Origin of the sequence: Massilia sp. TWP1-3-3 (assembly GCF_049897805.1) — a bacterium.
Taxonomy (GTDB): domain Bacteria; phylum Pseudomonadota; class Gammaproteobacteria; order Burkholderiales; family Burkholderiaceae_D; genus Telluria_A.
The window spans coordinates 137,058-163,990 of record NZ_JAFCWX010000012.1 but is presented as its reverse complement, the minus strand read 5'-3'; the positions used below and the strand labels follow the sequence as shown (position 1 = coordinate 163,990).

The following is a 26,933-nucleotide window of genomic DNA, read 5'->3' as shown; positions in this document are numbered from 1 at the left end:
TGTTAGTTTGCTGTATTGATTAAGGATGTCAGTTCAATGCCCCAGTTCACGCCCGCATTCACCGATTCGATATCGATGGTGTCCTTGGCCTCTGGCGCCGGGCACGATGCCGCCGGCTCATGGGCCGTGCCGGGAGTGCGCCGCAGCGTCTCCTGCATGCGGCCAATGTCGCGCGCGGCGCTGGCGCCAAAGGCCATGATGCCGCTGTAGCTACGGCTTTCGTGGTGGTTCGGCGCTATCACCCGGTACTGCGGTGCATATTGGGTGACGTAGGCATCGGTCTGGTAGTACACGCCGTTCTGTTCCAGCGCAAAACCGAACGCCGGCTGGTACATCTGCACCACGGCACCGGCCACCGACGTCGGGTTCACATTGTTCATGTAGAACTCACCCGACGGCGTCACATAGCGCATCGTGCCATTTACATAGCCGGCCACGATGGTGTTGCGCTCCGCATTGCTGGTGATGCTGGCATTGCGTGCGCGCAGGCGCGGGAAGGTCGTGCCGCTTTGCGCATCGATGTTCAGCCTGACGTAGTCGGCTACCCCGCCGCGGTAACCCGTCACGTCCAGTTCCAGGTTCGGACCGCCCTGGCTGACGATGTTCACGTCCATGGAACCGGCACCCAGGCGCATCTTGCCCCAGTTGACGGCGGCGTTCATGGTCAGGTTGCCTGCGGTGCTGGCAGTGATGGACGCGGCCTGCAGCGATCCAACCTTGATGCCTTTTTCAGCCTCGAAGTCGATCGCGTCATACGCTTGCAGGCGCGCCGCATTGATGGTGCCGCTGGAACGGATGAACATGGACGCGCCCGCGCCGATCCGGTTACCAAGCAGGTCGCCCACCGGGTCGATCACGACGTCACGCCCGGCGTTCACTTCGTCGAAGCTGAAGCTGCCCGCGCCCACGCGCACGTCGCGCGCAGCCGTCAACACGCTGCCGCTGCCGCCCTTGAGCTGGCTGGCGATCTTCGCCGTGACATCCTGCCCGGCGGCCAGGCGGTTGTAGGCCGCCTCGCCGGTGACGGTGTGCAGGCCCAGGTCGGCGCCCGCTGCCACCGCCCCTAGCGCCATGCTGCTGGCATGCAGCTGCACGTCGCCGCTGGCGTCCAGCGTGCCGGCGGTGAGCAGCGTGCCTGCCGTGACGCCAAGGCTGGCAAGGTGGCCGGCGTCGCCGGTCTTCACGCTGCCCAGCGTGGCGCTGGTGCCGGCGTCCAGACTGGTCGCGCCCAGTGCGTCCAGCGTGCCGATGCGCAGGGCGGCGCCGGTCTTGACGTCTGCCGCACCGCCAATCTGCACTTGCGTGAGCGTGGCGTCAATCGCGGCCGTGGCCTGCAGCGCATCGGCGCGCAGCAGGCTGCCCGTCAGGTTGCCGCCGGTTGCCGCAAGGCGGGCATTGCCGCCTGCCGTAATGGCGCCGAAACTGGCGCCGTTGGCGCGCAGGTCCAGGTCCTTGCCGGCACTGGCCGTGGTCAGCGTTGCGTTGCCCAGTGCGCGGATGCGCAGGTCGCGTCCGGCGCCAAGTAACTCGGTGGCAAACGTGCCGCTGGTATCGATGTCGATGTCGCGGCTTGCGGTGCCATCGTTGAGCGCCATGTTGCCAACGCTGGTGACCGCAAGGTCCGACAACTGCCCGGCGTCGCCGACACGGACAGTGCCCAGGTGCGCGGTCGTGCCGGCGCCCAGCCGCGTGTCGCCGAGCGACGCAAGCTTGACGATGTCGAGCGCGCCGCCGGTGACGATGGCGGTGGTGCCGCCCACCTGCACCTGGCCCAGGCGTGCATCGGCCAAAGCGGTGGCTTTCAGCGTGCGCCCAGCCGTGATACTGCCGGCCGTGAGGGCGGCGCTGCGCAGGGAAACGTCCAGGCCCGCCTTGACGGTGTCGAGCGACATGTCGCCGCCGCTTTTCGCCGTCAAGTTCTGGCCGACGGCGATGGCGCTAAGCGCAGCGGTCGAACCGGCGGCAAGGCTGGTGTCGCCGACGGCGCCGAGCGTACCGATCGCCAGCGCGCCGCCAGTGGCAATGTCGGCCGTGCCGCCAACTTGCACGCGCGTCATGCCGGTGTCGAGCGCCGCGTTCGAGCGCAGCTTGCGTGCCACGTCGATCTGTCCAGCGGCGATGTTGCCGCCCGTGTCAATCTGCATGTCACGGCTCACTTTGGCAGTTTGCAACGACAGCTTGCCGCCGCTGACAATGGCCAGGTCCGACAGTGCAGCCGCCATGCCGACTGCGACATTGCCGAGCGTGGCGCTGGTGCCCGATGCCAGGCGGGCGTCGCCACCTGACGCCAGCGTGACGATGTCCAGTGCGCCGCCGGTGGCAACGCTGGTGGTGCCGCCGGAGCGTACCTGTGCCAGTGCTGCGTCGCCCGCCACCGTTGCCAGCAGATTGCCTGCGGCATCCAGCTGGCTTGCTTTCAGATTGGTACGTGCGTCGAGTTGCATGTCGCGCCCTGCAGTGACGCTGCCCAGCACGAGCGAAGTGCCGCGCAGCGCAGCATTGCCGCTCGCCTTGGCAGTTTGCACCGACATGTCGGCGCCGCTGGCAACAACCAGGTTCGACAACGCAGCCGGCGTGCCAACTTCGACTTGGCCAACCGTGGCGCTGGTGCCTGCTGTCAGGCTGGCGTCGCCGTTCGAGACCAGCGCAACGATATCCAGCGCGCCGCCAGTGGCAACGCGGGTGGCGCCGCCGGAGCGTACCTGATTTAGCGCCGCATCGGCTCCCACCGTTGTCAGCAGATTGCCTGCCGCATCGAGCTGGTCCGCTTTCAGATTGGCGCGTGCATCGAGTTGCATGTCGCGCCCTGCCGTGACGCTGCCCAGCACGAGCGAAGTGCCGCGCAGCGCAGCATTGCCGCTCGCCTTGGCAGTTTGCACCGACATGTCGGTGCCGCTGGCAACCACCAGGTTCGACAACGCAGCCGAGTCGCCGACTTCAATGTTGCCAAGCGTGGCGCTGGTGCCTGATGCCAAGCTGGCGTCGCCGCTCGAGACCAGCGTGGCGATATCCAGCGCGCCGCCAGTGGCAACGCTGGTGGCGCCGCCGGAGCGTACCTGATTTAGCGCCGCATCGGCTCCCACCGTTGCCAGCAGATTGCCTGCCGCATCGAGCTGGTCCGCTTTCAGATTGGCGCGCGCACCGAGTTGCATGTCGCCTCCTGCCGTGACCCTGCCAAGCGCGAGAGAAGCACCGCGCAAGGCCACGTCGCCGCTCACCTTGGCAGTGTGCAGCGACATATCGGCGCCGCTGGCAACAACCAGGTTCGACAGCGCAGCGGAATCGCCGACTTCGACATTGCCCAGCGTAGCGCTGGTGCCTGATGCCAGGCTAGTGTCGCCGATCGAGACCAGCGTGACGATGTCCAGCGCGCCGCCGGTGGTAACGCTGGTGGTGCCGCCGACGCTGACCTGGTTCAGCGCGGCATCGGCCGCCACGGTTGCGAGCATGTTGCGTCCTGCGTCGAGCTGGGTTGCCGCGACATTGGCGCGCGCAGCGAGCTGCATGTCGCGTCCTGCCGTGACGCTGCCCAGCGCGAGCGAAGCGCCGCGCAGCGCAACATCGCCGCTCACCTTGGCGGTATGCAGCGACATATCCGCGCCGCTGGCAGCGACCAGGTTCGACAGCGCAGCCGACGTGCCGACTTCAACGTTGCCAAGCGTGGCGATGGTGCCTGATGCCAAGCTGGCGTCACCATTCGAGACCAGCGTGCCGATCTGCAGCGCATCGCCGGTGATGACGCTGGTGGTGCCACCGGTGCGTACCTGCGCCAGCGCGGCATCGTCCGCCACGCTTGCTACCAAGTTGCGTCCGGCGTCCAACTGCCCTGCCACGGCACTGGCGCGTGCATCGAGTTGCATGTCTCGCCCTGCCGTGACGCTGCCCAGCGCAAGCGAAGCGCCGCGCAAAGCCACGTCGCTGCTCGCGTTCCCCAAATCCAGCGACAGCTTGCCGCCGCTGTCAACGGTCAGGCTGGACGCGGTGCCGGTCTCGCCCACCCGGACCGTGCCAAGCGTAGCGCTGCCGCCGGCGCTCAAATCCGCATTGCCAAGCGATGCGAGCGAAACAATGTCCAGCGCGCCGCCCGCCGCAATGGCGGTGCTGCTGCCAATGTCTGCCCGCTCCAGCATGCCGTCTTGACTGACCGAGGCCGTCACGCTGCCAGCCTTCAGGCGCTTGCCGGTCAGGTTGCCGACGGTCGTGACCAGGCTGGCGTTGGCGCCAGCCGTGATCGTATTAAATGCCGCCGCCCCGGCGCGCAAGCCAACGTTGGCGCCGGCGGTGGCCGTCTCCAGCGTCACAGCGCCGGTCGCCGCGATCAGCAGGTCGCGCCCGGTGTCGATGCTGCCCAGCGCCATCGCGCGGCCACGTAGCGCAGCATCCCGGCTTGCCGTGCCGCGCTTGAGCGCGAGCGCGCCCCCGCTGGTGACAGCCAGGTCCGCCAGCGCGCCGGCGTTGCCAACCGTGACGGTCTGCAGCGTGGCCGTGGTACCGGCAGCCAGGCTGGTGTCGCCCAGTGCGGTCAGTTGATTGATGTCCAGCGCGCCGCCGGTGCTGATCTCCGCCGTGCCGCCGATGGCGACATTCACCAGGCTGGCGTCACCGCCGGCCGTGGCGGCCAGTGTAGCGGCGCTCAGGTTGTTGCCCGCCAGCTTGCCGCCGCCCGTGGTCAGCACCGCGTTGCCGCCTGCCGTGATGGCGTCGAAGGTCGCTGCATTGGCACGCCAGAGCACGTTGCGTCCCGCATTGGCCGTTGTCAGGTCAGCGTCGCCGCCGGCCGTAATCAGCAGGTCGCGTCCGGTAGCAATCTTGCCAAGCGCAAGCGAGCCGGCGCGCAGGGAAGCATCCCGGCTTGCCGCAGCGTCCGTCATGGCCAGCTTGCCGCCGCTGCGGATGTCCAGATCCGATAAGGTGCCGGCATTACCAACCCGCACTGTTCGCAGTGTCGCGCCGGTGCCGGTCTGGACGAATGTGTCGTCCAGCACGTTGAGCGTGTTGCCGCTCAAGCTGCCGCCCATGGTGATCAGGCTTGCCTTGCCACCAACAGTGATGGTGCCGAAAGCGGCCGCACCGGCGTACAGGTCAAGCTTGCCGCCTGCGTTGGCGGTCCCGATGCTGGCCACGCCTGTTGCATTGACCAGCAGGTCGCCTGCCGCTTTCAAGGATCCCAGGCCCGGATGGCTGCCCGCATGCAGTTCCGTGTTGCCGAGCCCGTCCAGTTTACCGACGATCAACTCGCCACCGCTGGCGAGTGTGGCGTTGCCGCGTGCCTTGACCTGGTCGAGGCGGATTTCGCCCGTGGCTGACGCCGTCAGCGCGCGGCTGTCCAGCACCTTGCCGTTCAGATTGCCACCGGTGGCGGCCAGCCTGGCGTCGCCCTTGGCCGTGATCTGCTTGAACGTTGCGCTGTTCGCTTGCAGGTCGAAGCGGTCCCCGGCCTTTGCCACAATCAGGTTGGCGTCGCCGGCAACGTCGAGCGATATCTGTTTGCCCGCCTCGAGTTCATCGGCGCGCAGCGCGCCGTCACTCGCGATTGCCACATCAGCACCTGCGCCCAGCATGCCGAGCGTGACGCCGTCGCCTCGGAGGATGACATTTCCACCGGCCCGGCCGTTCGTGATGGCCACTTGCGCGCCCGCGTTCACGGTCAGCGTATCGCCAACGAGGGCCTGGTCGAGGTAGGTGCCCAGGCCGCTGTCAATGACGGCGGAGCCTGCAGCGTTCAAGTTAGTGACGGAAACAGCACCGCCTGCACCCAGGCGCAGGGCGCCGTTGCCGGCATACACCGATCCCGCATGCAGCGTGCCGGCGGCCATCACCTGGACCGCGCGGCCGCCGATTTTCTGGGCGTCGATGCTGGCGTTGGCCAGCACGTCGATCTGCCCGCCCGCCGCCTCGAGCAACGAGACGCGGGTGTCGCCGTTCAGGCCCAGCCACAGGTCGCCGCTGCGGCTCCTGGCCGACAGATCGGGCGCTGCCACCTGCACGCGGGCCGCGCCGTCGCCAATGGCGGCGGCGTTCAGCGTCACCGCACCAAACGGTGCCGTTGCCACGACATTGTCGCCACCCCGCACTGCCGCGATACCCCCGGCAGCGTCGATGCGGACATTGGCGCCCCGCACGGTCGCCAGCGCCGCATCGCCCTGCAAGGTGGTGATGGTGACGTCGGAACCGGCCGCAGCGGCGCTGCCGGCGCCCATGGCCAGGCTGGCGCTTGCCAGGTCCAGCGTCTGGCTCGCGATCAGGTCGCCGGCAAGCGCCAGGTCACCGTTGGCATTGATGCTGATCGTTCGCGCAGTGGCGTTATCAATCGTTACATCGCGCGCCTCGACGACGAGCGCGCCGCCGGTGTGCAATTCGTCAGCGCTCAGGTCGCCCTCGGCTTGCACGTGCATGCGCTTGTTGGCGTCCAGCTTGGCAATCGACAGCATCGAAGCGGCCTGCGGGCTGTACAGAAAAATACTGTCGCCGGCATGGCCATTCACGCTGCCGGCCACGCCTGCGGGCCCGCTCACTTTCAGGCGCAGCGGGTTGGTCGGCGCTCCGAGGCTGCCGGCCGCATTGAGCACCAGGTCCTGTCCCTGGATAGTCAGGCCGGCATTGAAGTTATCGGCCAGGATGCTGCCGCCGGTGGCATTCAGGCTGACGGTGTTGCGGGCGGCCAGGGCGCCAATTCGCATGTCGCCCGTATAAGTGGTCAAGTACGCCGAATTGCCGGCGGTGGCCACTTGTAAGATGCCGGCGGCGCGGTAAACCAGCGGCTTGAGCGCGGAACCGAGGTCGCCGCTGGCCGCCGACAGGCGCAGGTTGCCGTTGGTATCGATCTGCACGCCGCTACCGGCGGCGGTGATGCTCTCGGGCGCAGTCAGGCGCACGTCGCCGGTGGCGACGATGTGGTCGATGCTCAGGTCGCGGTTCACGCCCGTGCCCTGCAGGAACACGGTGCCAGCCTTGGCATTGATGTTAATGGCGGCGGTCGCATCGATGAACAGCGGCGAGATCTGGGCGATCTCGAAGCCGTCCATGGTCGCGCCGGGAAGCGTGCCGAAGTCGTAAACAGCGGCGTTGCCGTACATATCCTTGCCGCGCACCCGCACGTCGCCCGGCGCCTTGGCGATGCCCAGCGCCGCTTTCTGGACGTCGAGCAAATTGCCGCTTTGCAGGTCTGCCACCGACACGTACACCGCCGGCGCCAGCTTGCCCACGGCGGCGCTGGTGTTGATCGTCACCGCGTGGCCGACGATGTTGGCGCTGGCCGCGCCCACTTGCTGCTGCGCGGCCGGTTCCAGCGCCGCCTTGCTGATCGAGTACGACAGCTGGTTTTCATCCCACTGGGCGCGCGCGGTCAGCGCGCCGATTTGCTCGGCCGACGCCTGGAAGGCGAAGCCCAGGTTGTAGCGCTGGCTAAAATCAGGCGCCGACTCCCACTGGCTGCCGTACTTGCCGTTGTCGGCCAGCGAATCTGCCAGCCGGGTGCGGCTGGCCTGGAACATGTCGTTGGCCATGGCCTGCACCTGGGCATCGCTCGCCCCCGCCGGCGCTGCGGCACGCAGCGCTTCGAGGTTGGCGGCGTCCAGCGTAAGCATGTGGTTCGCGTCCACCGTGCCGCGCTTGCGCAAGCCCCAGTAGTTCTTGTATTCCTGGCTGACGGCGCCGGCCAGCGCGCGCACCGAAGCGTCGTTGGCGGTGCCGGTCTCGGCGCCCAGCGCCGCCGTCAGCTTGAGCGACTTCCAGGTATCTTGCACCTGCTCCTTGCTCAGCGTACTGGCCGGGGTCTGGCCGCGCGCATCGTACATGGTCCCGGCGGTCACGTCGATGCCGATGTCGCCGTTGCCTCTGGATGCAATCGTCCCCACCAGCAAGTCGCCGCCGATCTGACGCAGGCCGATGTCTTGCAGCGCGCCGACATTGACGACGCCGCCGATGGCACCGTTGATGCCGGGATTACCCCTGGCGTTGATGACCATTGGCGCGTTCAGCGCGCCCACGGCGCCCAGTTCGCTGCTCAGCGTAATGTTGCTGCCGCTGATATTCGCGCTGCCCGAAGCGAGCGGCAAGGCCGACAGCGTGCCGCTGGCCTGGATCACGACATCGTTGACACCGTTGTTGCCGCCCGCGCTCACCTGGCCGATGCGCGCACCGGACGCCAGGTCCAGGTACACGCCGCCGTTGGCCGTGCTGGCGTTGAGCGTGCCGCCAGTCGACAGGCTGGCGCTGATCGCCTTGCTGGCGGTTCCCACGCCGGCCCCGCCGTTGAGCGTCAGGTCGTGCGTGCTGAGCGTGCCGCGCGCGCCCTGGGTCAAGGCGCCGCCGGTCGAGATGCTGGTCGCGCCGCCCGGATTGATGATGGCGCCGGCCAGATAGACCGGTGCGTATGCCGACGCGATGTTGACTTCGCCCACCGTGTTGCCCGAAAAATCGATCCGGATCGGATTGTCCGCCCTGACCGAACTGGTCATTTGCAACGTGGCCGTATTGACGTGATTGTAGTTCCAGCGCGCGCGCCAGATGCCGTTTGAATATTGTTCGGTCTGCAGGAAGCCGTAGTTGCAACCGCCGTGATTGTTGTAGCCGTCGCAGCCGCCATAGCCGAACGAGGTGCCCTGCTTGGTACTGTAGCCGGTAATATCCTGGATGAAGTCGGCAGCGCCGGACGCGCCCTGCACCAGCTTGCCTTCGGGAGCAGACCATGGATTATTGCGGTCGCCGTTAAATTGCCAGTTGGTCGCCGTCACAACCCAGCCATCATTGACATACCCGATGGTGCGCGCCAGCGAAGCATTCTGTTTCCACTCCCAGCGCATGTTCTTGACCGGCGCAAACTCGGCCGACGCCGACGCGCTGCTGCCGACATAGGCCAAGTCCTGTCCCTTGGTCCACGCCGCACCGCGGTACATTTTCATGCCCACGGCCGGGTCGTAGGTATACAAATAATGGTTGTTGGACGCGTCGAGCGCGGTATTGGTAATGTCGATCTTGCCGACGGCGCCCGCCATCACGGCCGAACTGCCCGCATTGACATCCTGGATCACCAGCGCAAATGGCGTATCGTTGCTCACGTTGACTTTGCCGAAGCCGCCATTGACGTGAATGTTGCCCAACTTGTTGGTGCTGATGATATTGCCGTTCAAGGACACCGAACCGCCGCCCGACGACGCGCTCACATTCTTGACCGTGATCTGCCTGGTCAAGACGTTAAATTCAGCACCGATGGTTTTATCGCCCGCCTTCAGCCCGCTCACTAACTCATCCGGAATCTTGATTAAATGGCTGGTCCCGAAGGCGTAGTAGCGATACGTCGACTCGTTGAGGAAGTTTGTCAAATTGCCGCCCAGCCCGAGCGACCAGTCGGTCGGCTGGCCGGCGATGATGCCGCCGTTGACATCGATGTACTTGGCCGTGATCGAGACGGTCCCGCCGAAAATCTTGGCGCTGGCCGCGCTGCCCGTCAAGTCAGCTTTGCTATAGTCCATTTCGGTGTGCAAGGTTTCACGCTTGACCATGGGAATGTAAGAATTCTCCAGTTCGGAAATGGGGATCGACCGGCCGATCGGGCTGAGCGAATTGGCCACCTCGGCCGAATCCTGGTTGCGAAAGCCGCTGCCGTAATAAATGTCGCTGTAGTTGCTCCCCAGCGCGGCGCCGGCCTGGTGCACGAAGCTGCGGTTGAAGGCGTCGTCGGAGTTGTAGTTCCACGCCCCTTTTTCGGAGCTGGCAACGAAAGCGATGGCCAGGTCGGGGCGCGGCGCGGCGACCGATGGATTGCCGCCCGGCCAGATCATGCTCTTCTGCCACTCGGCATACGGATTCGCGCCTGCGTAAAACGGCTCGTCGCCGGCCATGTCGACGGCGTACGCGCCCCTGGGCGCGGTCAGGTTCACTTGCTGGCCAAGGATCTGGCCGGTCTGGCCGACCGACCCCATCAGGTTGCTGATGCGCACTGCTCCGCCCAGATTGTTGACGGCACCCATCAGCATCATTGCAGGGCCATACAGGTCGCTTTGCACGGTGGCGCCGAAGCGGTTGTCGAGGATGATGACTGGTGCGCCATCCTTGCCCGTTTCGGTCAGCGTCATGTTGCTCGCCGAGGCACGCCCGGCGGTGCCCGAGAACAGGATCTGGCCGCCCGGGGTATTGGGAATCGTGGCGGAACCGACCACCAGGTAGTTCGGGCTGTAGTTGATGACTTCGATTTTCGGTGCGCCATGCGAGACGAGCTTCCCGCTGCCGCTCAAGTCGCTGGCGTTGACGGTAACGGTACCGCCGGCGGCGTACAGCGCGCCGAGCTTGACGGCGCCAACCGGCGTGGCCGACACGCCGGCGAGCATCGTATCGCGCGCGGCGGTCGCCTTGAAGTTGTCTTTGATATAGGCACTGCTGTCGAACCAGCGCTCGAAAGTGGCGGTCGTCGGTGCACTGTCGGCCGAAATATTGATCTGGCTGCAAAAGATGCCCGCATCCTTACAGTCGGGAATCACGATGGTCAGGTCGTGATAGATGCCGGCGTTGACCGTACCATCCATCACCACGCGCGCGCTGGACGGCGTGCTCACGGTGCTCTTGCCGGCCGTGACGGGAATGAAGCCGAGCGCGAAACCACGTCCGGTGCCGTTGGCGGTCGCAATCGGGCGGCCCTGGTAGGCGCCAATGGTCGCGTTTTGGGCGCTTTGCACCGTGGCGCCGGCGTCGATGGCGAGGCTGGCGTCGCTCCTCAAGTTGGTCGTGGCCGACGCTTTCGGCACGGCGATCAGGCCGTTGACGTAGGCTTGGCCGCTGGCGTTACCGGTCAGTAGCGTGTTAAAGGCGCCGGTAGGATCATTGCCGGCCGTAATGTCAATATTGCCGAACGAACTGATCAAGGTGTTGCGGGTGCCGCTACTACCCTTGATCGTCACGTTCTGGGTCGAGCCCAAGTCAGTGAGCGCGTTCGCGCTGCCGACCACGGCCAGGCCGTGGGTTTCGACCAGGGCCACCGCGCTGGCCGCAGCGCTGGTGTAGGAACCGATGCCCAGGCTGCCCAGACTGGAGAGCTGGTTGCCGCGTCCGATCGTCACGTCATTGTCCAGCGTGGCAACGATGACCGAACTGACCCCCGCGCCGGCCAGCAGGCCGCCGGTTTTCAGGACCACCTTGTCCGACATGCTGACCTGATTGCTGGCGACAATTTCCAGGCTGTACGGATTGGCGTCGGTGCCCGGGCCGCTGCTGATGCTCACGTCGTCGGCCAGCGCCACCTTGGTGTCGGCCACGATGGTGCTGCTGCTGCCGGCCGCGGCGCCGTTGGCCACGCCGCCGCCGGCGCCAGAGGCGCTTTCGTTGTTGCCTGCGGCGGTGTAGAACATATTGTCGGCGCGTACCAGCACTGCGTTCGTGGCCGCGATGCTGGTGCCGGCGCCGATGCGCGCCGCGACCGTCGATCCGGCGTTGTTGGTGGTATTGGCGCCGCTGCCGCCAAATGCGGAGGCGTTCAGCGAATTGGCTTGCGCCAGGTGGCTTTCGATATGGTTGGCAGCCAGCGTCAGCGAACTGGTGTGCAGCTTGCCGCCCGCGCCCAGCGTGGCGCTGGTGTCGGCGTAATCGGCCGTGGTCGCGACCGAGGCATTGCCGGCCACCACGCCGCCGGCTGCGGCAATTGCCGTGGACGTGGTCAGGTCTTCACCGGTGGCCATCACGGACAGGAAGCCTTTGCGCGTGCTGCCGGTGCTGGCGTTGTCGCCAATGCTGGCCACGGTCGTCATTTTTGCACCGTCCTGCTGGCCCGAGCTCGCATGCGCCACCGCACCGCTGGCGGCGAACAGACCGGCGCCGGCATAGCCTTCGGCCTTGGCATGCTGGCTGCTGGTATTGGTTGCCGCGATGGTGATATTCCCATCGGGCAGCTTGACGTTGTTGCCAACCAGCGCGCGCACGCCGGTGGTATTGGTGGCATTCGCCTGCGCGCCTGAGCCGGCCAGCAGCAAGCCGCCGGCAGCGCCCACGGCAGTGGCCTGCACCGTCTTGTCATTGTTGGCGCGCTTTTGTGCAGCAGCCGTGACCGCCAGCTGGCTGTAGCCGGCCACGCTGGTGTTGTCTCCTACCTCGCTGCGCACGTCGCTGCCCTTGTCGGCCGTGCTGATGACCACGCCGACAGCGGCTGCGCCAACCGCCGCGCCCAGGCCGTCGGCGGCAACGGTCGAATCGTCGCTGGCGAGCACCGTCATGGCATTGCTGCCGTTGCCGGTGAAGTTGCCGTCAGCCTTGGCGCTGACGCTGTTTTCGATTTTTGCGTCGGACACTGCTGCGCCCAGGCCCACCAGGCCGGCCGCACCCGCCACGGTGGTTACGCGCGCCGCCCCACCGGCCGCGCCGTCGCCGGTGAAGGCCGTGACGTCGATCTTCGCGGCCGTGACGCTCGCTTGCGTGAGCGAAGCGTCGACCGTGCTGTAGACGCGCGCCACGCCGACCGCGCCGCCGGCGCCGAGCAGGCCGCCCACGGTGGCCGCGCCCGACACGATCTTGGTCGAGGTCAGGGCGTTGGCCTTGACCACGACCGCATTCGCATTGACCACGCCGCCCACGATGCGGGCGGTGACGGCATCGGCCTTGGTGTCGTTGACACTGGCCTTGACGTCATAACCCGGTCCGCTGCGCTGGGCCGGATCGCCGCCGCGCTCTTGCGAGGAGGGCGTGCTGGCAAAGGTGCTGACCTGGCTCAAGGTGCCGTTACCATCCTTGTCCAGTTCGCTGTTGGCGCCGCCCGTATTGCCGCTGCCCAGTACGATCAGGCCGAGCGAGCCGCCGATGCCGACGCTGCCGCCGCCGGCCACCGTGCGCGCCGCCATGTCGATCGTCTTGGTGCTGCTGGCGTCGACCTTGACGGTGCCTGAGGAGACAATCGCGCTGTCGATGATTTCACTAGTCACCGCGCTCTTAACGATTACCACATTGGCCGAGGCGCCGGCGCCAAGGGTGGCCGACACGCTGGCCGCGCCGATGTTCGGCTTGATCGTCATGGTTTCCGTGGCCGTGACCGAGACCGCGCCCGGCCCTGCGGCCAGGCGGCCCGACCCAGTGCGGTCGGTGGTGATGGTGCGCGTAAAACCGGTGCCCGGCGCCGGCTCGGCCAGCATGGCCGACGTGACCGGCTGCACCACCGTGGCTGGTGCCTGCTCGCTCATGGCGACGTGGTAGACGCCCGCTTCGGTGCGGTTCTTGACCAGGGTGACGTCGACGCTGCCCGCCACCGCGGCAAGCCCGGCGGCCGAGCCGCTCAGCACGGCGCTGTTAAAGGTGTTGTCGGTCAGCGCCGCAACTGCCAGGTCGCCGCCCAGCATCAGCGCCGTGCTGCGCGTGGTCGCGTTTTTCACGCCGACCCAGGCGCGCGTGGTGCTGTCGCTGATGCCCACGCCAAATGCTGCGCCAACGCCCACGCCGCCGCCGGCGCCGGTCAGCGCCAGCGAGTTGTAGGCGCTGCGGCTCTTGGCGTCGACCGCCAGTTTGCCGGCGACGACCTGCCCGCCTTCGAGGAAGGCATCGGTGGTGCTGCCGAAAATGGTGACGGCGCCAGTGGCTGCCAGCCCCGCGCCGCCGACCGCAAAGCCGCCCACGATGTCGACCGCGCTTTGCGAGGCGCGCGCTTGCACCGTGACCGCGCCCACGCTCGGGGCGAGCGTGAGCGTGTGCGTGGTGGTGGTCAAGATTGGGAATACGGTGTCGCCGTCGGTGGCGCCGGGATTGGTCGGGTAGATCGGGGTGCCGACGGGCGCGCCGGCCACGTCGCGCACGGCGGCCACGCCGATGGTGGCGTCTTTCACATAGGCCTGGGTGCTGCGGCTGGTCTTGTTGGCCGTGGCCGCACCGGTGGCGGCGCCCACGCCGCCCGAGCCGCCGGCTGCGAAATTGCCCGCGTAGCCGTGGCTGGAGGCGAGCACGTTGACGTCGGCGCCAGCCAGCGCCACGGGACTGCCCGTATTGACTTTGGCGTCGGTGATGAAGGCCGCCGTCTCGCCGCCCATCAGATTAATCACGGGCACCATGGCGACCGAGCCACCGCCGCTGACCGACAAGGTGGCGGCAATGTTGTTGACGCTCTGGTGCGCCGCGGCGTTGACGGCCAGGCCCCGTACCTGCAACTTGGTTTCATCCAGGTTGAAGGCGCTGGTGCGCGGCGCGCCGATGCTGCCCACGTCCGGTGCGCTGGCCAGTTCGCCGCTATTGACTTCCACCGTCTTGCCGGCGTCGGCGCCGCGCGCGTCCACTTCGGTTGCCGCGCCCGTCACGGCGGCGCTGGTAACGCCATCCATCTGGTTAAATACCGCCGACACGCCCAGGCTGCCGTTGCCGCCGACCGCAATGGCGCCGGCAAAGACCGACGCCTGGTCATTGTTAAAGGCCAGCACGCCGATATTGTTGGCGGCGCTGACCTTGGCGCCGTCGCTGATGAAGGCCTTGGCGTTCTTGGCCACGATGTTGGTGACCACGGAACCTGCAAGCGCGCCGGTGCCGGCCGCCGCGCCGGCGGCAGCCTTGGTATTGATGGTGCTTGCCGAGTCGGCCGAGACCAGCAAGTCCTTGACCGCCAGGCCCGCGCTGCTGCTCTTTTTGCCGGTGACGCTGGCCTGCGCCGTATGCGCATGGCCGGGCGTGACGCCGATCAGGTTGACGGCCAGCGCCGCGCCCACGGCGGCGGTGCCGCCCGCCGCCGCAGTGCCGGCCAGCGAATCGATGCTCGCCGCGTCATGCGCGGTGACGCGCACGGTGGCGTTGCCGCCATCGACCTGCGCGTTCGAGAGCGTGGCGAAGGTCTGGTTGTCGATGCGGTTGCTCGAAGCCGAGCCGCCCAGGCCGCCGTTGCCGCCGAGTGCTCCGGCGACCGAGCCCGACGTGATCGCCGCCGTGCTCTCGCCGGCGACAGTTACTGCGCGCGCGCCATGCACGGCGCTGTCGTCGACGCGGGCGGTGACGGCAGTGGCGATCTTGTTGTCGGCCACGGCGGCGCCGATGCCGGCGTCCTTGCCGCCGGCGACCGCGCCGGCCAGCGATTCAATGCGCGATTCGTCCGTGGCCTTGATGGTGGTGGTGGCGCTGGCGCCCGTCAACGTAAGGTCCGAAGCGGTAATGGCGGCGCCGGCTACGTTGCCGGAGCCGGTGCCGATCCAGTTCAGCGTGACCGAGCCGGATACGCCAAGATCCTTGACGCCCACGCCGACCGAGATCGCGGCGCTGCGAATGTTCGAGTCGAGCGCGCCGGTCACGCTGAGCGTATTGGCCTGCGTTACGCTGGAGGCGTCGAGCGTGGCGCGCGCGCCGTTGTCGATGCTGTTGAACGAAAAGGCGCCGCCCACGCCGGACTTCATGCCCAGCACGGCCGCGCCGCTGCCCGACAAAATGGCCGACTTGTCGGCCGCGCTGATGGTCACCGCGTTTCCACTTGAAGCGCCGCCTGCAGTGCCGCTGTCGAGCGCGCTGTGGCCGACCGTGGCATCGGTCTGGTTGGCGATGAAATTGAGCGCCAGTGCGGCGCCCACGGCGTCGCCGCTGGAACCCACGCCGCTGACGGCCAGCGACTTGATGTCCGCCCCGGAGTCCGCGTTGACGGCAAGCGCCTTGGCCGCGTGGATGGTGGCGTGATCGACTTTGGCCAGCACGTCGCCGGAACTGTCGTTGAGCGTCAGGGCGCCGCCCACCGCGTTCTCCTTGCCCAGTGCGATTGCGCCGGCCATGGTGGCAATGACGGATTTGTCGGACGCGCCGACGTGCACATTGTCGGCCACCAGCGTCGTATTGGCCGTGTTGCTGGCGCCCGCACCCGCATTGCCGACGCTGGCCGTGACGTTCTGGTCGATGTAGTTGACCGAGAACGAGCCGGTGCCGGCCGCTTTCTTGGACACGCCCACGCCCGCCGCAATCGTGGTCAGGCGCGCCGTCGAACTGGCCGCCACGTCAATGCCGGCGCCGGGGCCGCTGGCCGTCACGCTGGCGTTGTCGATGCTGGCGCGCAGTTCGCTCTTGATCTGGCTGTAGCCGGCCGATGCGCCCATGTTGTTGCCGCCGGTGAGCATCACATTGCCTGCAACCGCGGTGATACAGCTGCCGGCCGGGGTGACGACGGCGCTGGTCTGGCCGCCGCAATAGTCCAGCCCCTTGACCGCGTTTTTGCGCTTGCCGTCAGGGTTGATCAGCAGTTCGTAGGCTTCGTTCGCGCCGGCATCGGTGGCCAGCACCGTCACGTTGCCCGTCACGCCCACGTCGGAGTCGCCGCCGATGGTGGCGCGGGTGGTGCTGTCGACCATCGAAATGACGGTCGAGCCGCTAATGCTGTTGCCATCGGGCGCGTTGGAGGCGGCGATAAAGGCGGCGCCACTGGCAATTTCCGTGGCGTTGAACGCTTTGACGTCAAGCTGCTTGAAGTTCTTGACAGTGGCGTGATCGATGGTGCTGCTGACGTCCGCGCTGACGTTGGCAAAACTGACGGCCAGACCGGCGGCCACGCCTTTTTCCTCCGCGTTGCGGGAGATCTTGACTGCCAGCGAGCCGCCGCCGGTGCCGATAAAGCTGCGGTTGTAGGCGGTCACTTCAGCGTTGGCGGGGGCGCTGTCGTCCGCTTCGATGCTGGCGTCGGCCACGCCCGCGTGCGCGAAATTCATGCTCTTGTCGGCGTCGTCGTAGAGCGAGGTCGTGATCGAGATGGAGCCCACCAGCTGGTTGGATGTGGTGGTTTCCTTGCTGCTGCTGTTGACCGCCATGGCCAGCGCGATGGCCAGCTGCTCGCCGCCGGTCAAGGCCTGGATCTTGACGTCGCCGGCGCCCGTGACGTGGGTGTTCTTCAACAGCGCGCTGGTGCCGTTGCCGACCTGGTTGACGGCAACCGCGCCGGCAATGGCGCTGCTGCTGGTGTTCGAGGTGGCGCCACCCAGGGCCAGCGCGGCCGAGCCGCTGGCGGCCAGCACGTCGGCGTCGGACACGGCGCGCACCACCAGCGAGGCTGGCCCAGGCGCTGGCGTGGTGGAAGCCTGGTCGAGGTTGACGTTGGCCACCAGGGCGCTGGTGCGCATCTTGGCCGCGTTGGCCGATGCACTGCCCGCGCCCGCAAAGGCGAAGCTCGGCTCTTCCTTGCTCTTCTGGGCCCCGGCCGGCTTGGCCGGCGCGTCGGTCAGCGTCAGCTTGTTGACCGCGTCCGCCGTGTTGTCGAGCACGTAATTGTATTTTTCCTTGATCTTGTCGATGATGCCCGGCTTCGGGTCGCTGCTGTTCTTGGCCACGCTGCCGGCGATCGCCAGCGCGTTGACGGCGCCGCCGCTGCGCGCCTCGACCGCGAGTGCGCGCACGGCCAGCGCGGCGCCGGTCACGTTGCGCGTGCTGGCGCGCGGCGCGTTGACGGCGGTACTGTCGTTGTCGGCGACTTCGGCGCGCGAACTGGTGTCCACGCGGTTGATCGCGATGCCCACGCCAACGCTGGCGGTGGAGGCGTGGCTCAAGCCTCCACCAGCGGTCCACAGCACCGGTTCCACGCTGGAGGACAGCGTCAAGGCCTTGCTGCGAATGGTCGCTTCATCGTCCACCAGCGCCAGCGCATTGCTGTTGACTTCGCTCATCACCAGCGTACCGTTCAAGCCGAAGGTGGCGCCGCCGCCGCCGGCCATGGCCAGCGAAATGATGCGCTCCTTGCTGGTTGCCTGCACCGCAACGCTGTCGGCGGCGCCGCGCTCGTCCACGCTCCAGGTGCGCGTACCCGGCGTGCCGCTGGCCGATTCCTTGATGCCTTCGATCACGACGCCTTCGCGGATCACCGCAGCGGTCGTGTTGTTGAGCGTAGTCTGGCCGATCGAGGCGCCCAGGCCCGTGGCGCTGCTGCCGCCCGGCAGGCGGCCGGCCATGAACAGGTAGGTGGCGTCGTAGTCGGCGCGTACCGTCACGGCCTGGGTGAAGTCGAATTTTTGCTCGGGACGGGCCGGGTCGACCTTGATGCTCGCGCTCCACGGCGCGACTGCCGTGTTGTACATGCCGCTCACATTGAGCCGGGCGCCGGCCATTACTTCGCTGCGCGCATGGTCGTTAAAGGTCAGCAGGTTGAGCGAACCGTAGATGCCTTTGGCGTCTTCGCTGCCGTCGCCGCTGGCCTTGGCCGAGGACTGGCCGTTGAAGACGTCGGTCGTCAGGTCCAGGTTGACGTAGGTAGTGCGCAGGTTTTCCCAGGTGGTCCAGCGGGTAAACGGTTCCAGCGTGGCGACCGGATCGAAGAACGAACTTGGGCGGATCGGCACCAGGGTATTGGCGGAAACGCCAATGCGCGGCGCCGTCAGCAGCGCGTTTTCGCCCACCGTGGCGTTCGCTTCATGAGTGAAGTTGCCAAACGACAGGCCGGCCGAAAACGCACTCTTGGCGCCGCCGGACTCCTTGGCCGCCGACTGCGAAACGGCCGCCGAGGTGGCGCTGATCTTGACGTCGGCCGCCAGCAGGCGGCTGGCCACGGCGATCGAACCGGTGGCGTGCACCACGCTGCCGTTGCCGATCACCGCGTCCGCCGTGTGACGGCTGGTGGACATGGCAATCGCGCCGCCCAGGCGGAACGCGTTCGATTCCTGGGCGCTGGCAGGCGCCAGGTCCTTGCTCGGCATGATGTTGCCAAGACCAAGGAAGCCATACATGGCGGTTTCGGCCTTGCCGATGGTTTGCGCGGCAGCCTGGTTGGCGATGGCGTCGGTACCGGAGGCGCCGACCGACGACTTGGCCGTCACGATATCTTTTTGTACGTCGTTGACGGCGATCACCGACACCGTGCTGGCGTCGGCCACGTTGGCGCCCAGCGTGGCGGCGGCGTGCGAATTGTGCAGCGCGTAGGCGACGGCGGCAGCGGCCAGGCCCTGGGTGCCGGTCTCCACTTCCGCGTTGTTGGTGTAGCTGCCGGCGTTGGTGGCACCCAGCGCCAGCTTGCCCGACACGTCCAGCGTGGCGCCGGCGTCCACGCGCGCGATGGCGTCGATCTCGGCCTTGGTGTAGGACAGCGCCACCGACACGTCGTTGTTGTCCGGCTTGGTGGCGTGGGGCGCCTTGATCTGGGCTACCACCTTGGCCTGGTTGTGCGCATCGATGGTCAGGTCGGCCGCCTTGATGCGCGCGCCGCTTTCGACGATGACCTGGGCCTTGGACTGGTTGCTGACATAGGCGGCGCCAATGCCGAACGAGGACGAGCCGGTCGAGCCGCTGGCGGGCGCGGCCTGTTCGATGCCGGCCTGGGTCAGCGTGGCGGCGCTCAACAATACCTTGCTGCGCGCCTCCAGCACGCTGCCCGTGCCGATGCGCACCGTGGCGTCGGCGCGCACGTCCGATTAGATCAGCTCAGCGTCAAGCGGCACGCCGGACACTTTCAGGATAGCCGATGCGCCGGTACGGGCCAGGCCCTGCGCCAGCCCGACTACCGAGTCGCCCACATACACGTGGCGGCTGTCGACGGTGGTCTTGGCGGACAGTTCAACCGAGTCGCCCTTGATGGTCGAGTTCTCGAGCGTGATGCCGGTTCCCAAGTCCACCAGGCCCAGCTGGAGCGCAGTTTTGCTCGCTTCAGCCTTGAGCAAGACCACGCCGGACGTGGTGGTGGCTTTGTCGCCCGAATTGGCCACCAGCGTGCTGTCCTTGAGCGTGATGGAAGGCGCGGTTAGCGTGATGTTTCCCGATGCCTGCGACGAGAGTGCACTCATCACGTTGCCGCGATCCGGTGTGGCGTTGCCCGCCAGGCGCCGCGTGGAGATAAACACGTTCTTGAGCACGATCGATTTGTCGGCCTGGAGCACATAATTGACGCCGGAGTTGCCGTTGAAGTCGTCAAAGCCGGCGCCCTCGTACAGCAGGTTTTCCGGATCGATCAGGATGGTCCCGCCTAGGCCGCCGAGCGCGCCTGCGGCCAGCTTGCCGCCGCGAATCGCCAGATCCTTCTTGGCGCTGAACTCGAGAAAGCCGCCGTCGCCGGTGGCGCCGGCACCCGCGTCGATGGTGGCGCCGCCCGCCAGCGTGGCATTGTTCTGCGCGAACACGACGATGTTGCCGCCGTTGGCGTCCAGACCCAGGCCGCGCGCCGACACCAGCGCCCCGCTCGCGACGTCAATATCCTGGTCCGCGCGCACGGTGATCTTGCCGGCCATGCCGGCCTTGCCGTCGACCGCGACGGCAAGGCCAGCGCCACGCTGCCGCTGGCCTGGATTTCGATCACGCCAGCCGTCTCGACCAGCGCCACGCCGGCGTCGATGCCGGTGCTGTTGACGGCGCCCAGGAAGGCGCTCTGGTGCGCCACTTCGGCGCCGGCGCGCAAGGCGCCGTTGATGAAAACCGCCGCGCCTTGCAGGCGGATCATGTCGCGTGCATTGACCTGGCCATCGATGCGGATCGCGCCCAGGCCGGAGGCCGGTGCGTTGCCGCTGACCAGCGTGCTGACGGCCAGCGCGTCGATGCTGCCATCGGTGCCGATCACGCCGTCAAGGAACTGGCGGCTCGGTGTCGTCACCAGCAGGCTGCCCACGTTCAGCGCGCCGGAAGCGCCGACGATCATGCCGTACGGATCGGCAAACACGACATTGCCGCCGATGCGTCCATCCTTCAGGCTGTTGACGATGCCGTTGACCTGGACCGGGGCGTTCGTGACCAGGTTGACCAGGTGGGTCGCATTGGTGGGCACCACCAGGTTGACCGTATTGTTTTGCCCCACCTGGAACAGGTTGAAGGCATTGAGCGCCGTCTTGCCGTGGATGGTGCCGGTGGTGATGTTGGTCACGTTGCCGGTCACGGTCAGCTGGGTGGCCGTGGTCCCCTTGGGCACGATGGTGTTTTGCGCGTACGCCATGCCAATCGAATTGCCGAATACTGTCAGCAAGGCCATGAACAGCGCCGACGGCCGGGCGCGGTACAGCTGCCAGCGACGTGGGTTTGCGGCTTGGAGAGTCTTCGACAAGATGGACATGGGGCGTTCCTGTAAATGTGTTGATTGCCCGGGCAGGCGCGAGGCGCCTGCCCGGCCGGGATGGGACGGGATGGGATGGGCGAGCGGCCCTTGCGGGAGCGGGCGCGCCGTATTGCTGGCGTTGAAGGCGGGGCTACATCACGGTCGGCGCTGCGGGCATGCTTTCGAGCAGCGATTGAGCTGCCTCAGTGGCCGCTTGCGTGGCGGCGCTGGTGCGGCGGTCGAGGCGTGCAGCCAGGCGCGGCACATGCTTGAGGGAGAACAGATGGGCGTGGATCAGGCTCATGTCGCCATTGCGCAGAAGGTGCAGCAGTGTGACGTCATCGAGCTTCATCAGCTTTTCCTGGTCGATAATAAAAATGCCCTCGACCAGCTGCTTTTTGCCGTCGCGCTGCACTTCGATCGTCTTCTGGGTCAGCAAGTCCAGCTCCGCCAGGCGGGCGGCAAAAGCGTTGGTGTTCTGCATTTCGATGTGGAACAGGCGCAGGAAATCGACGGCGCCGGTCAGCAGCGGCGCTTCCGTGCCGTCGGCGTCGAACAGCGCTTCGCCCGTTTCCTCATTCAGGCCGACAAACGATTCGTCGACGCAGACCGTCAGGTCGGCGCCCTCGCCGTCGCCCTCGGCCAGCACGAACGGGTAGCGGCGCACGAAGGCGGGCAGATAGCAGTCCGCTTCCCATTGGCCATTGGCGTCCACGTACAGGTTTTCCTGGTCGTTCAGGCCGACCATGGCGGCCAGTGTGAACGGTCCGCCAGCCTTGCCGACGAAGACAACCGGATAACTCAAGGCGGCATCGACGATTTCGGTGGCGGCGATCAGGACCGAATTGGTCTTTTCGGCAAAGGAAAAGTTGCCCGCGCTCGCATCGAGCTTGAGGTTGCGGTGGCGTTCGCGGTTCAGCGCGGTCGGTTTCTGGTAAAAAATCATCGTTGCCATACATTTCCTTTTTTTCAATCGCGCAGTATAAAGCAATGCTTTATGCACAATAACTATTTCATAGCCATTTGCTTATTTAAAATGCATCCAGCACAACAAAAATGATCGGAAGTCCTTGCTTTTATGCCAGACTTTATACAATAAAATTGTTGTCTAAAATTTATTCTTACGTCATTCTAAAGGGAATAAAGCGGGCACAACGGCGGTGCGGCCATCTGATACCGCACTGATACCGGCGTGGCGCCGGTTCGTGTCGGCTCAGCGACAGTTGCCGTGGATTGGTGTTTTAGCGAGACAATGCGGCAGGAAAATGCAGAGGAATATGACTTTTTGGCAAGGAAAACCGGCCAAAAAGGTGCGCATCATGACAATGCGCACCGGGGGTAGCGTCAAGCTGGTTCAGTGGTGGCGAGCAGCGCGCGCCGGTACAGCCGTGTGAGCTGTTCAGGCTCGTCGTAGACGATGCGCAGACCCTGGCGCAGGTCGGCGCGCATTAGCAAAATCATCTGGCGCGCCAGGTCGCGTTCGATTTTTACGCGCACCACCTTATACACTCGCTCTTGCACCACGGAAATATCGCTGCCCACCGGCGCGATCCGGAATTGCCCGGTGCCGCCGATGACTTGCGGCGGCAAGTCCATCTTGCGCCGGTCGGTCTGGGTAAAGTCCGACAGCACGGTGCGGTAGGCGTCGTAGCCGGCAATTGGCCAGTCGTCGGGTGCGTCAGGCAGGTTGTTGTTGATGGAGTACATTTTGGCCGACACCGGCAGCAAGTCGGGCAGCGAGAAGCGGCGCGCCATGTTCGGGTTGCCGGCGCGCACCAGGTTGGCAACCAGCTCGCCGACGCTGGCGTGACCGATGGTCGACGAAGTTCGTTCCATGCCGCCCCAGTAGCCGTTTGCGCCCTGCAGCAGTGCTTCGATCACCGAGGCGTTATCCATGCCGTTGCCGCTATGGCAGTGGAACAAAATGGCCTGGCCCGGCGCCAGCACGGCCTTGGCGGCGGCCACCACGGCGCCCACCTGGAACGGGAAAAAGCTGCCGCGTCCATCTTCGAAGGAGAGGCCATCGACCGGCAGCGTGGCCAGCAACTCGAGCACGTCGAGCGCATAGTCGCGATCGGCCATGAAAGTATCCATCAGGTCGACGATGTTGATGTAGATGCGCCCGCCCGGGTTGCCCGTGGCTTGCCAAGCGTTGCGCAGCCAGGCCACGCTGGCGGCCAGCTTTTCCAGCACATGCCCACTGTCCATGGGCTTGGGCATCAGGTTAATTTCGTGCAAGGTGTTGGGAATCGTGTACGCGAGCAGTTTTTGCACGCTGGGGTCGGGCGTAAAACCGGTCTCGCTCAAGGTTCCCACTTCGGTCATCGCAAAGCAGTGGCTCAGGTCATATTGATTGTCGCGCAGGTAGCAGCAGAAGTCGTCCTCGACTTCGAGCTGCTCGGGAAAAGCGTAATCGAGCGTGGCGATGATCCGGTCCTGGATGTTGAACTGGTCCAGCAGCGGCCAGGTATCGATCTTGTTTTGCAGGGTGTGCCCGACCACGGCGGCAAAGCACGGTTCGCGCACCGACAGGATCAGCAGCGGGTCGAGCGCGGCCAGCAGATCGAGCTTGGCATCGGCCAGCGTCAGCTGGGCCTGGGCAGCAGCGCGTCCGCGCGGGGGAGTATCCATGGTATTCCTTGGGTTGGGAGGGAAAAGGTCAGGCGAGGCGCAGCAGCGCGTCGTGCAGGCGGGGCGTGGCGAGCGCGAAGCCTAGTTCGCCGCTGTGCCGGTGCAGCTCGATGAGTGCGGCGCGAGCGCTGTCGTCGGGCGCGTTCAGCCAGCGCGCGAATTGCGTGAGCAGCGCAACGTGGTGTTCGACCCAGGCGCAGGGCTCGCCCCTGGTCTGGGCGGCCAGTCGCCCGGCAAAGGCCAGCGCCGCTGGCGCGTCGCCCGCGATCAGCGCCACCTCGGCCGCCGCCACCAGGAAGCGCAAGCCATTGTGCGCCACGCAGTCCTGGCGCAGGTAGGCGTTGCCCAGGCGCAGCGCCTGCTCGCGCACGGCGGCGTCGTCAGTCAGCAGCGCCAGCGTACCCATCACCCACGGACCGATGAAACCTTGCAGCTGCAAGCGTTCAACCTCGGCGGCGGCCCAGCCAATCTGTTGCTGCGCCAGCACGACATCGCCCTGCAGCCATGCAATACGCGCCATGCTCTCCATCAAAAACGGCTCGAAGCGGGCCGCGCCCATGGCCCGGCTCAGCGCCAGGCCGGCGGCCACTTCCTCTTTGGCTTCGTCCAGCTGGCCGCCGGCCAGCAGCACCCAGCCGGCGGTCAGGCGCGCCACGATTTCGGCGCGCTGGTTGCCCAGCCGGCGCGCCAGCAGCGCCGCCGCGCGCGCGCCGGTGCGGGCCGCCGCGCTCTGGCCCAGGTACAGCCGGGTCGAGGCCAGCGCGCTGCGGTTACCCGGGTCCAGCTGGACCAGGCCGTCGCGCTCGCACATGGCCAGACACTGGCCAAACAGGGCCTCGGCCTGGCGCATGTAGCCCTGCGCGTAGTAAGAGTCGGCCACGCCGCTGAGGGCGCGGATTTCGGTTTCCACGCTGGCGCCGGCGCGCGCGTGCACGACTGCTTGTTCGTGATACTGGCGGCACGCGTTGTAGTTCCCGCGTGGGAAGTAGATATTGCCCTTCAAGTAGAGCAGCTTGGCCAGCGAAGCGTCGGCGCCCATGCCCCGCGCCAGCGGCAGCATGGCGTCGAGCAGGCGCTCTTCCTCGTCGAGCTGCTCAAGAATATTCAGGCTGGTCGCCAGGCCCAGCGCCGCCTCGATCTTGTCGGACGCGCCGGCGGCCAACGCCAGCGCGCCCTGGTAAGACTGGCGCGCCCGCGGCGTCAATCCCGCGCCGCTCAGGGCATGCGCGTGCAGCAGCGCCAGCGCAAAGCTGTCCGGGTGCTCGCTTTGCCACTGTGCGCTCAGTTCCAGCGCGGCGTCGAACTGGCGCGCGGCCAGCTTGTCGCGCAGGGCCGCCAGCGCCATCTCGAAAGCGGCCGGATCGTCGCAGCGCCACAGGTGATGGGCGCATAGGGCGCGGTCGGTGTCGCGGTACAGGTCGGCCACGGTGCGGTGCAACAGGCGCCGCTGCTGCGCGTCGATGGCGTCGTAGATGCAATGCATGACCAGGTCGTGCACGAACATGTAGCTGCCCTGCCCGCAGGGTCGCACCAGGCAGTGGCGCCCGGCCGCCTCGGGCAGGTAGTCGGGCTGCGCCAGGGCCTGGCGCAGCATGCCCAGTTCGAAGCGGTTGCCGATCACGGCCGCCAGGCGCAGCGCAGCGCGGTGCAGCGGTTCGAGCGCGTCCACGCGCGCCTGGACCAGGTGGCGCAGGCTGTCGGGCAGCGCAATGCCGGGACTGGTCAGCAGCTGGGTCAGGAACAAGGGGTTGCCTTGCGCGCGCGCGACGCAGCGGCGGCGCCAGGCCGGTTCCAGGTTGGCGTACTGGTCGGCCAGCACGTCGGCTTCGCGCGCGTTCAGGGGCGCCAGTTCGAACACCGACAGGGCAATGTCGGCCAGGTGCGCGCGCAGCTGCGACTCGAGCGGATCGTGTTCAATGCGCGAGGTGAGTACCCACACCACGCTCGCTTCGCGCGTGTGGGCGATCAGCGCGCCGAGGGCGGCGAACAGATGGCTGTCGCCCCAGTGGATGTCTTCCACGCTGAGCATCAGGGCGGTGAGCATCGAGCTGCGCACGATCAGCGTTTGCACGGCGTTCAGGATTGCTCGATCACGCGCCTCGGCCGTCATGGCCGCGTCGAGCGCGCGCTGGCCTGCGTCCATCGGGGCGCCCGTCAGCGCGCAGTAGAACATGGTCCATTCAGGCGGCAGCTTGAGCTGCGCCACGGTGGCGGCGATGGCGCGCGCCAGGGCTTCAGGCGTGTCGGCGGGGCCAAACAGGCTGCGCACCAATTGGCCCAGCGGCGCCAACGCGCTGTCGGCGCCAAAGTCGCGCACCTCGCAGGCGTGGCATGCGAACTGGTTCTGGCGCGCGATGGCAATGAATTCCTGCGTCAGCCGGCTCTTGCCGATGCCGGCCATGCCGCGCAGGTAAATCACGTGGCCGCTCTGGTACTGCTGCGCGAACTCGATCAACCCTTTGAACTGGCCCGTTTCGATATAGCGCCCGATCATTGGCGCGGGCGCGTGCGCCTGGTCGGCGAGGCGGGAAAAGGTCTGGTAGCCGCCACCTTGGGGCGCGGCGTCGAACACAAAAATGCCGGTCAGTTGCGAGACCAGCTCGAGCGCTACGTGGATCGCGCCGCAGCTTTGGCCCGTGGCGCGCGCGTCGGCCTGCAGGACGGCGTCGGGGGCGCGCCCGTCTTCCCAGCGCGCCAGGCGCAGCGCCATGCTGGTGGCAACCGTGGGCGCCAATTGCAGGCTGATTTCGAGGGCGCAGCGCATGGCGCGTTCGGCGTCGCTGCTGTAGGCCTGCGGGATGCCGAAGATGGCGGTGATGTGTTGCGCGCCGGGTGCCTCCGTGCGCCCACCGAACTGACGCACCAGCGCATCGAGCGTTTCGCGCGTGGCATCGCTGGCAGGGGTGTTCAGGCCAATGTGCAGTTCAATGACGTAGCGCACCGGGTCGTCGCGCGGGATGGCGCTCTCGCGATTTGGCGCATTGGCCGGGTTGCGCAGGTCTTCCACGTCGACCGCGAAAATCGCGGCAAGGTGGCGCGCCGTGCGGTACAAGACGGCCTTGCCCGTCTCGGCGCGTTTGATGGAGGCGATTGACACACACAGCTGGCTGGTAAAGCACAGCTCGGCCAGTGCCTCTTGGCTCAGGGCCCGCGCCTTGCGCAGCTGTTTGAGCATGCCAGCGTCAAGCACCACGCGGCCGTCGGACGGCAGGGCTGTGGCGCTGGGCGGAAGGGGGGACTGGTCCGGGGTCATATTGCTGGGACTATAACATTGTGTCGGCTGTCGCAAAAGGGGCGGCATTACAGCAGCGTTACATCGTTCTGGCGAAGGCGGCGAGGCGAGGCGATGTTGTTCATGCGCTTGACCGATGGCTGGGTGAACAGGCGATGC

General features: G+C 66.7%; 5 protein-coding genes. All 5 read right to left on the bottom strand.

From position 1 onward, the window contains the following. Nucleotides 1-2: 2 nt before the first annotated feature. Nucleotides 3-19,301, bottom strand: a complete 19,299-nt coding sequence (locus ACP7D4_RS14595) for a beta strand repeat-containing protein (protein WP_426209754.1) — start codon at nt 19,299-19,301, stop codon at nt 3-5. A gap of 554 nt (nt 19,302-19,855) precedes the next feature. After that, entirely contained in the window at nt 19,856-20,929 is a 1,074-nt protein-coding gene (locus ACP7D4_RS14590; RefSeq protein WP_426209752.1) for a leukotoxin LktA family filamentous adhesin, read from the bottom strand. Between the two features lie 133 nt (nt 20,930-21,062). After that, nucleotides 21,063-21,866 carry a SapC family protein gene (locus ACP7D4_RS14585; RefSeq protein WP_426103037.1) on the bottom strand — a complete coding sequence of 268 codons (804 nt, stop codon included), beginning with the start codon at nt 21,864-21,866 and terminating at the stop codon, nt 21,063-21,065. Nucleotides 21,867-22,255: 389 nt separating this feature from the next. Then, nucleotides 22,256-23,542 (bottom strand): hypothetical protein, encoded by a 1,287-nt coding sequence (locus tag ACP7D4_RS14580; RefSeq protein ID WP_426209750.1) that lies wholly within the window; start codon nt 23,540-23,542, stop codon nt 22,256-22,258. Nucleotides 23,543-23,570: 28 nt separating this feature from the next. Then, nucleotides 23,571-26,795, bottom strand: a complete 3,225-nt coding sequence (locus tag ACP7D4_RS14575; RefSeq protein ID WP_426209748.1) for an ATP-binding protein — start codon at nt 26,793-26,795, stop codon at nt 23,571-23,573. Between the last annotated feature and the right edge of the window lie 138 nt (nt 26,796-26,933).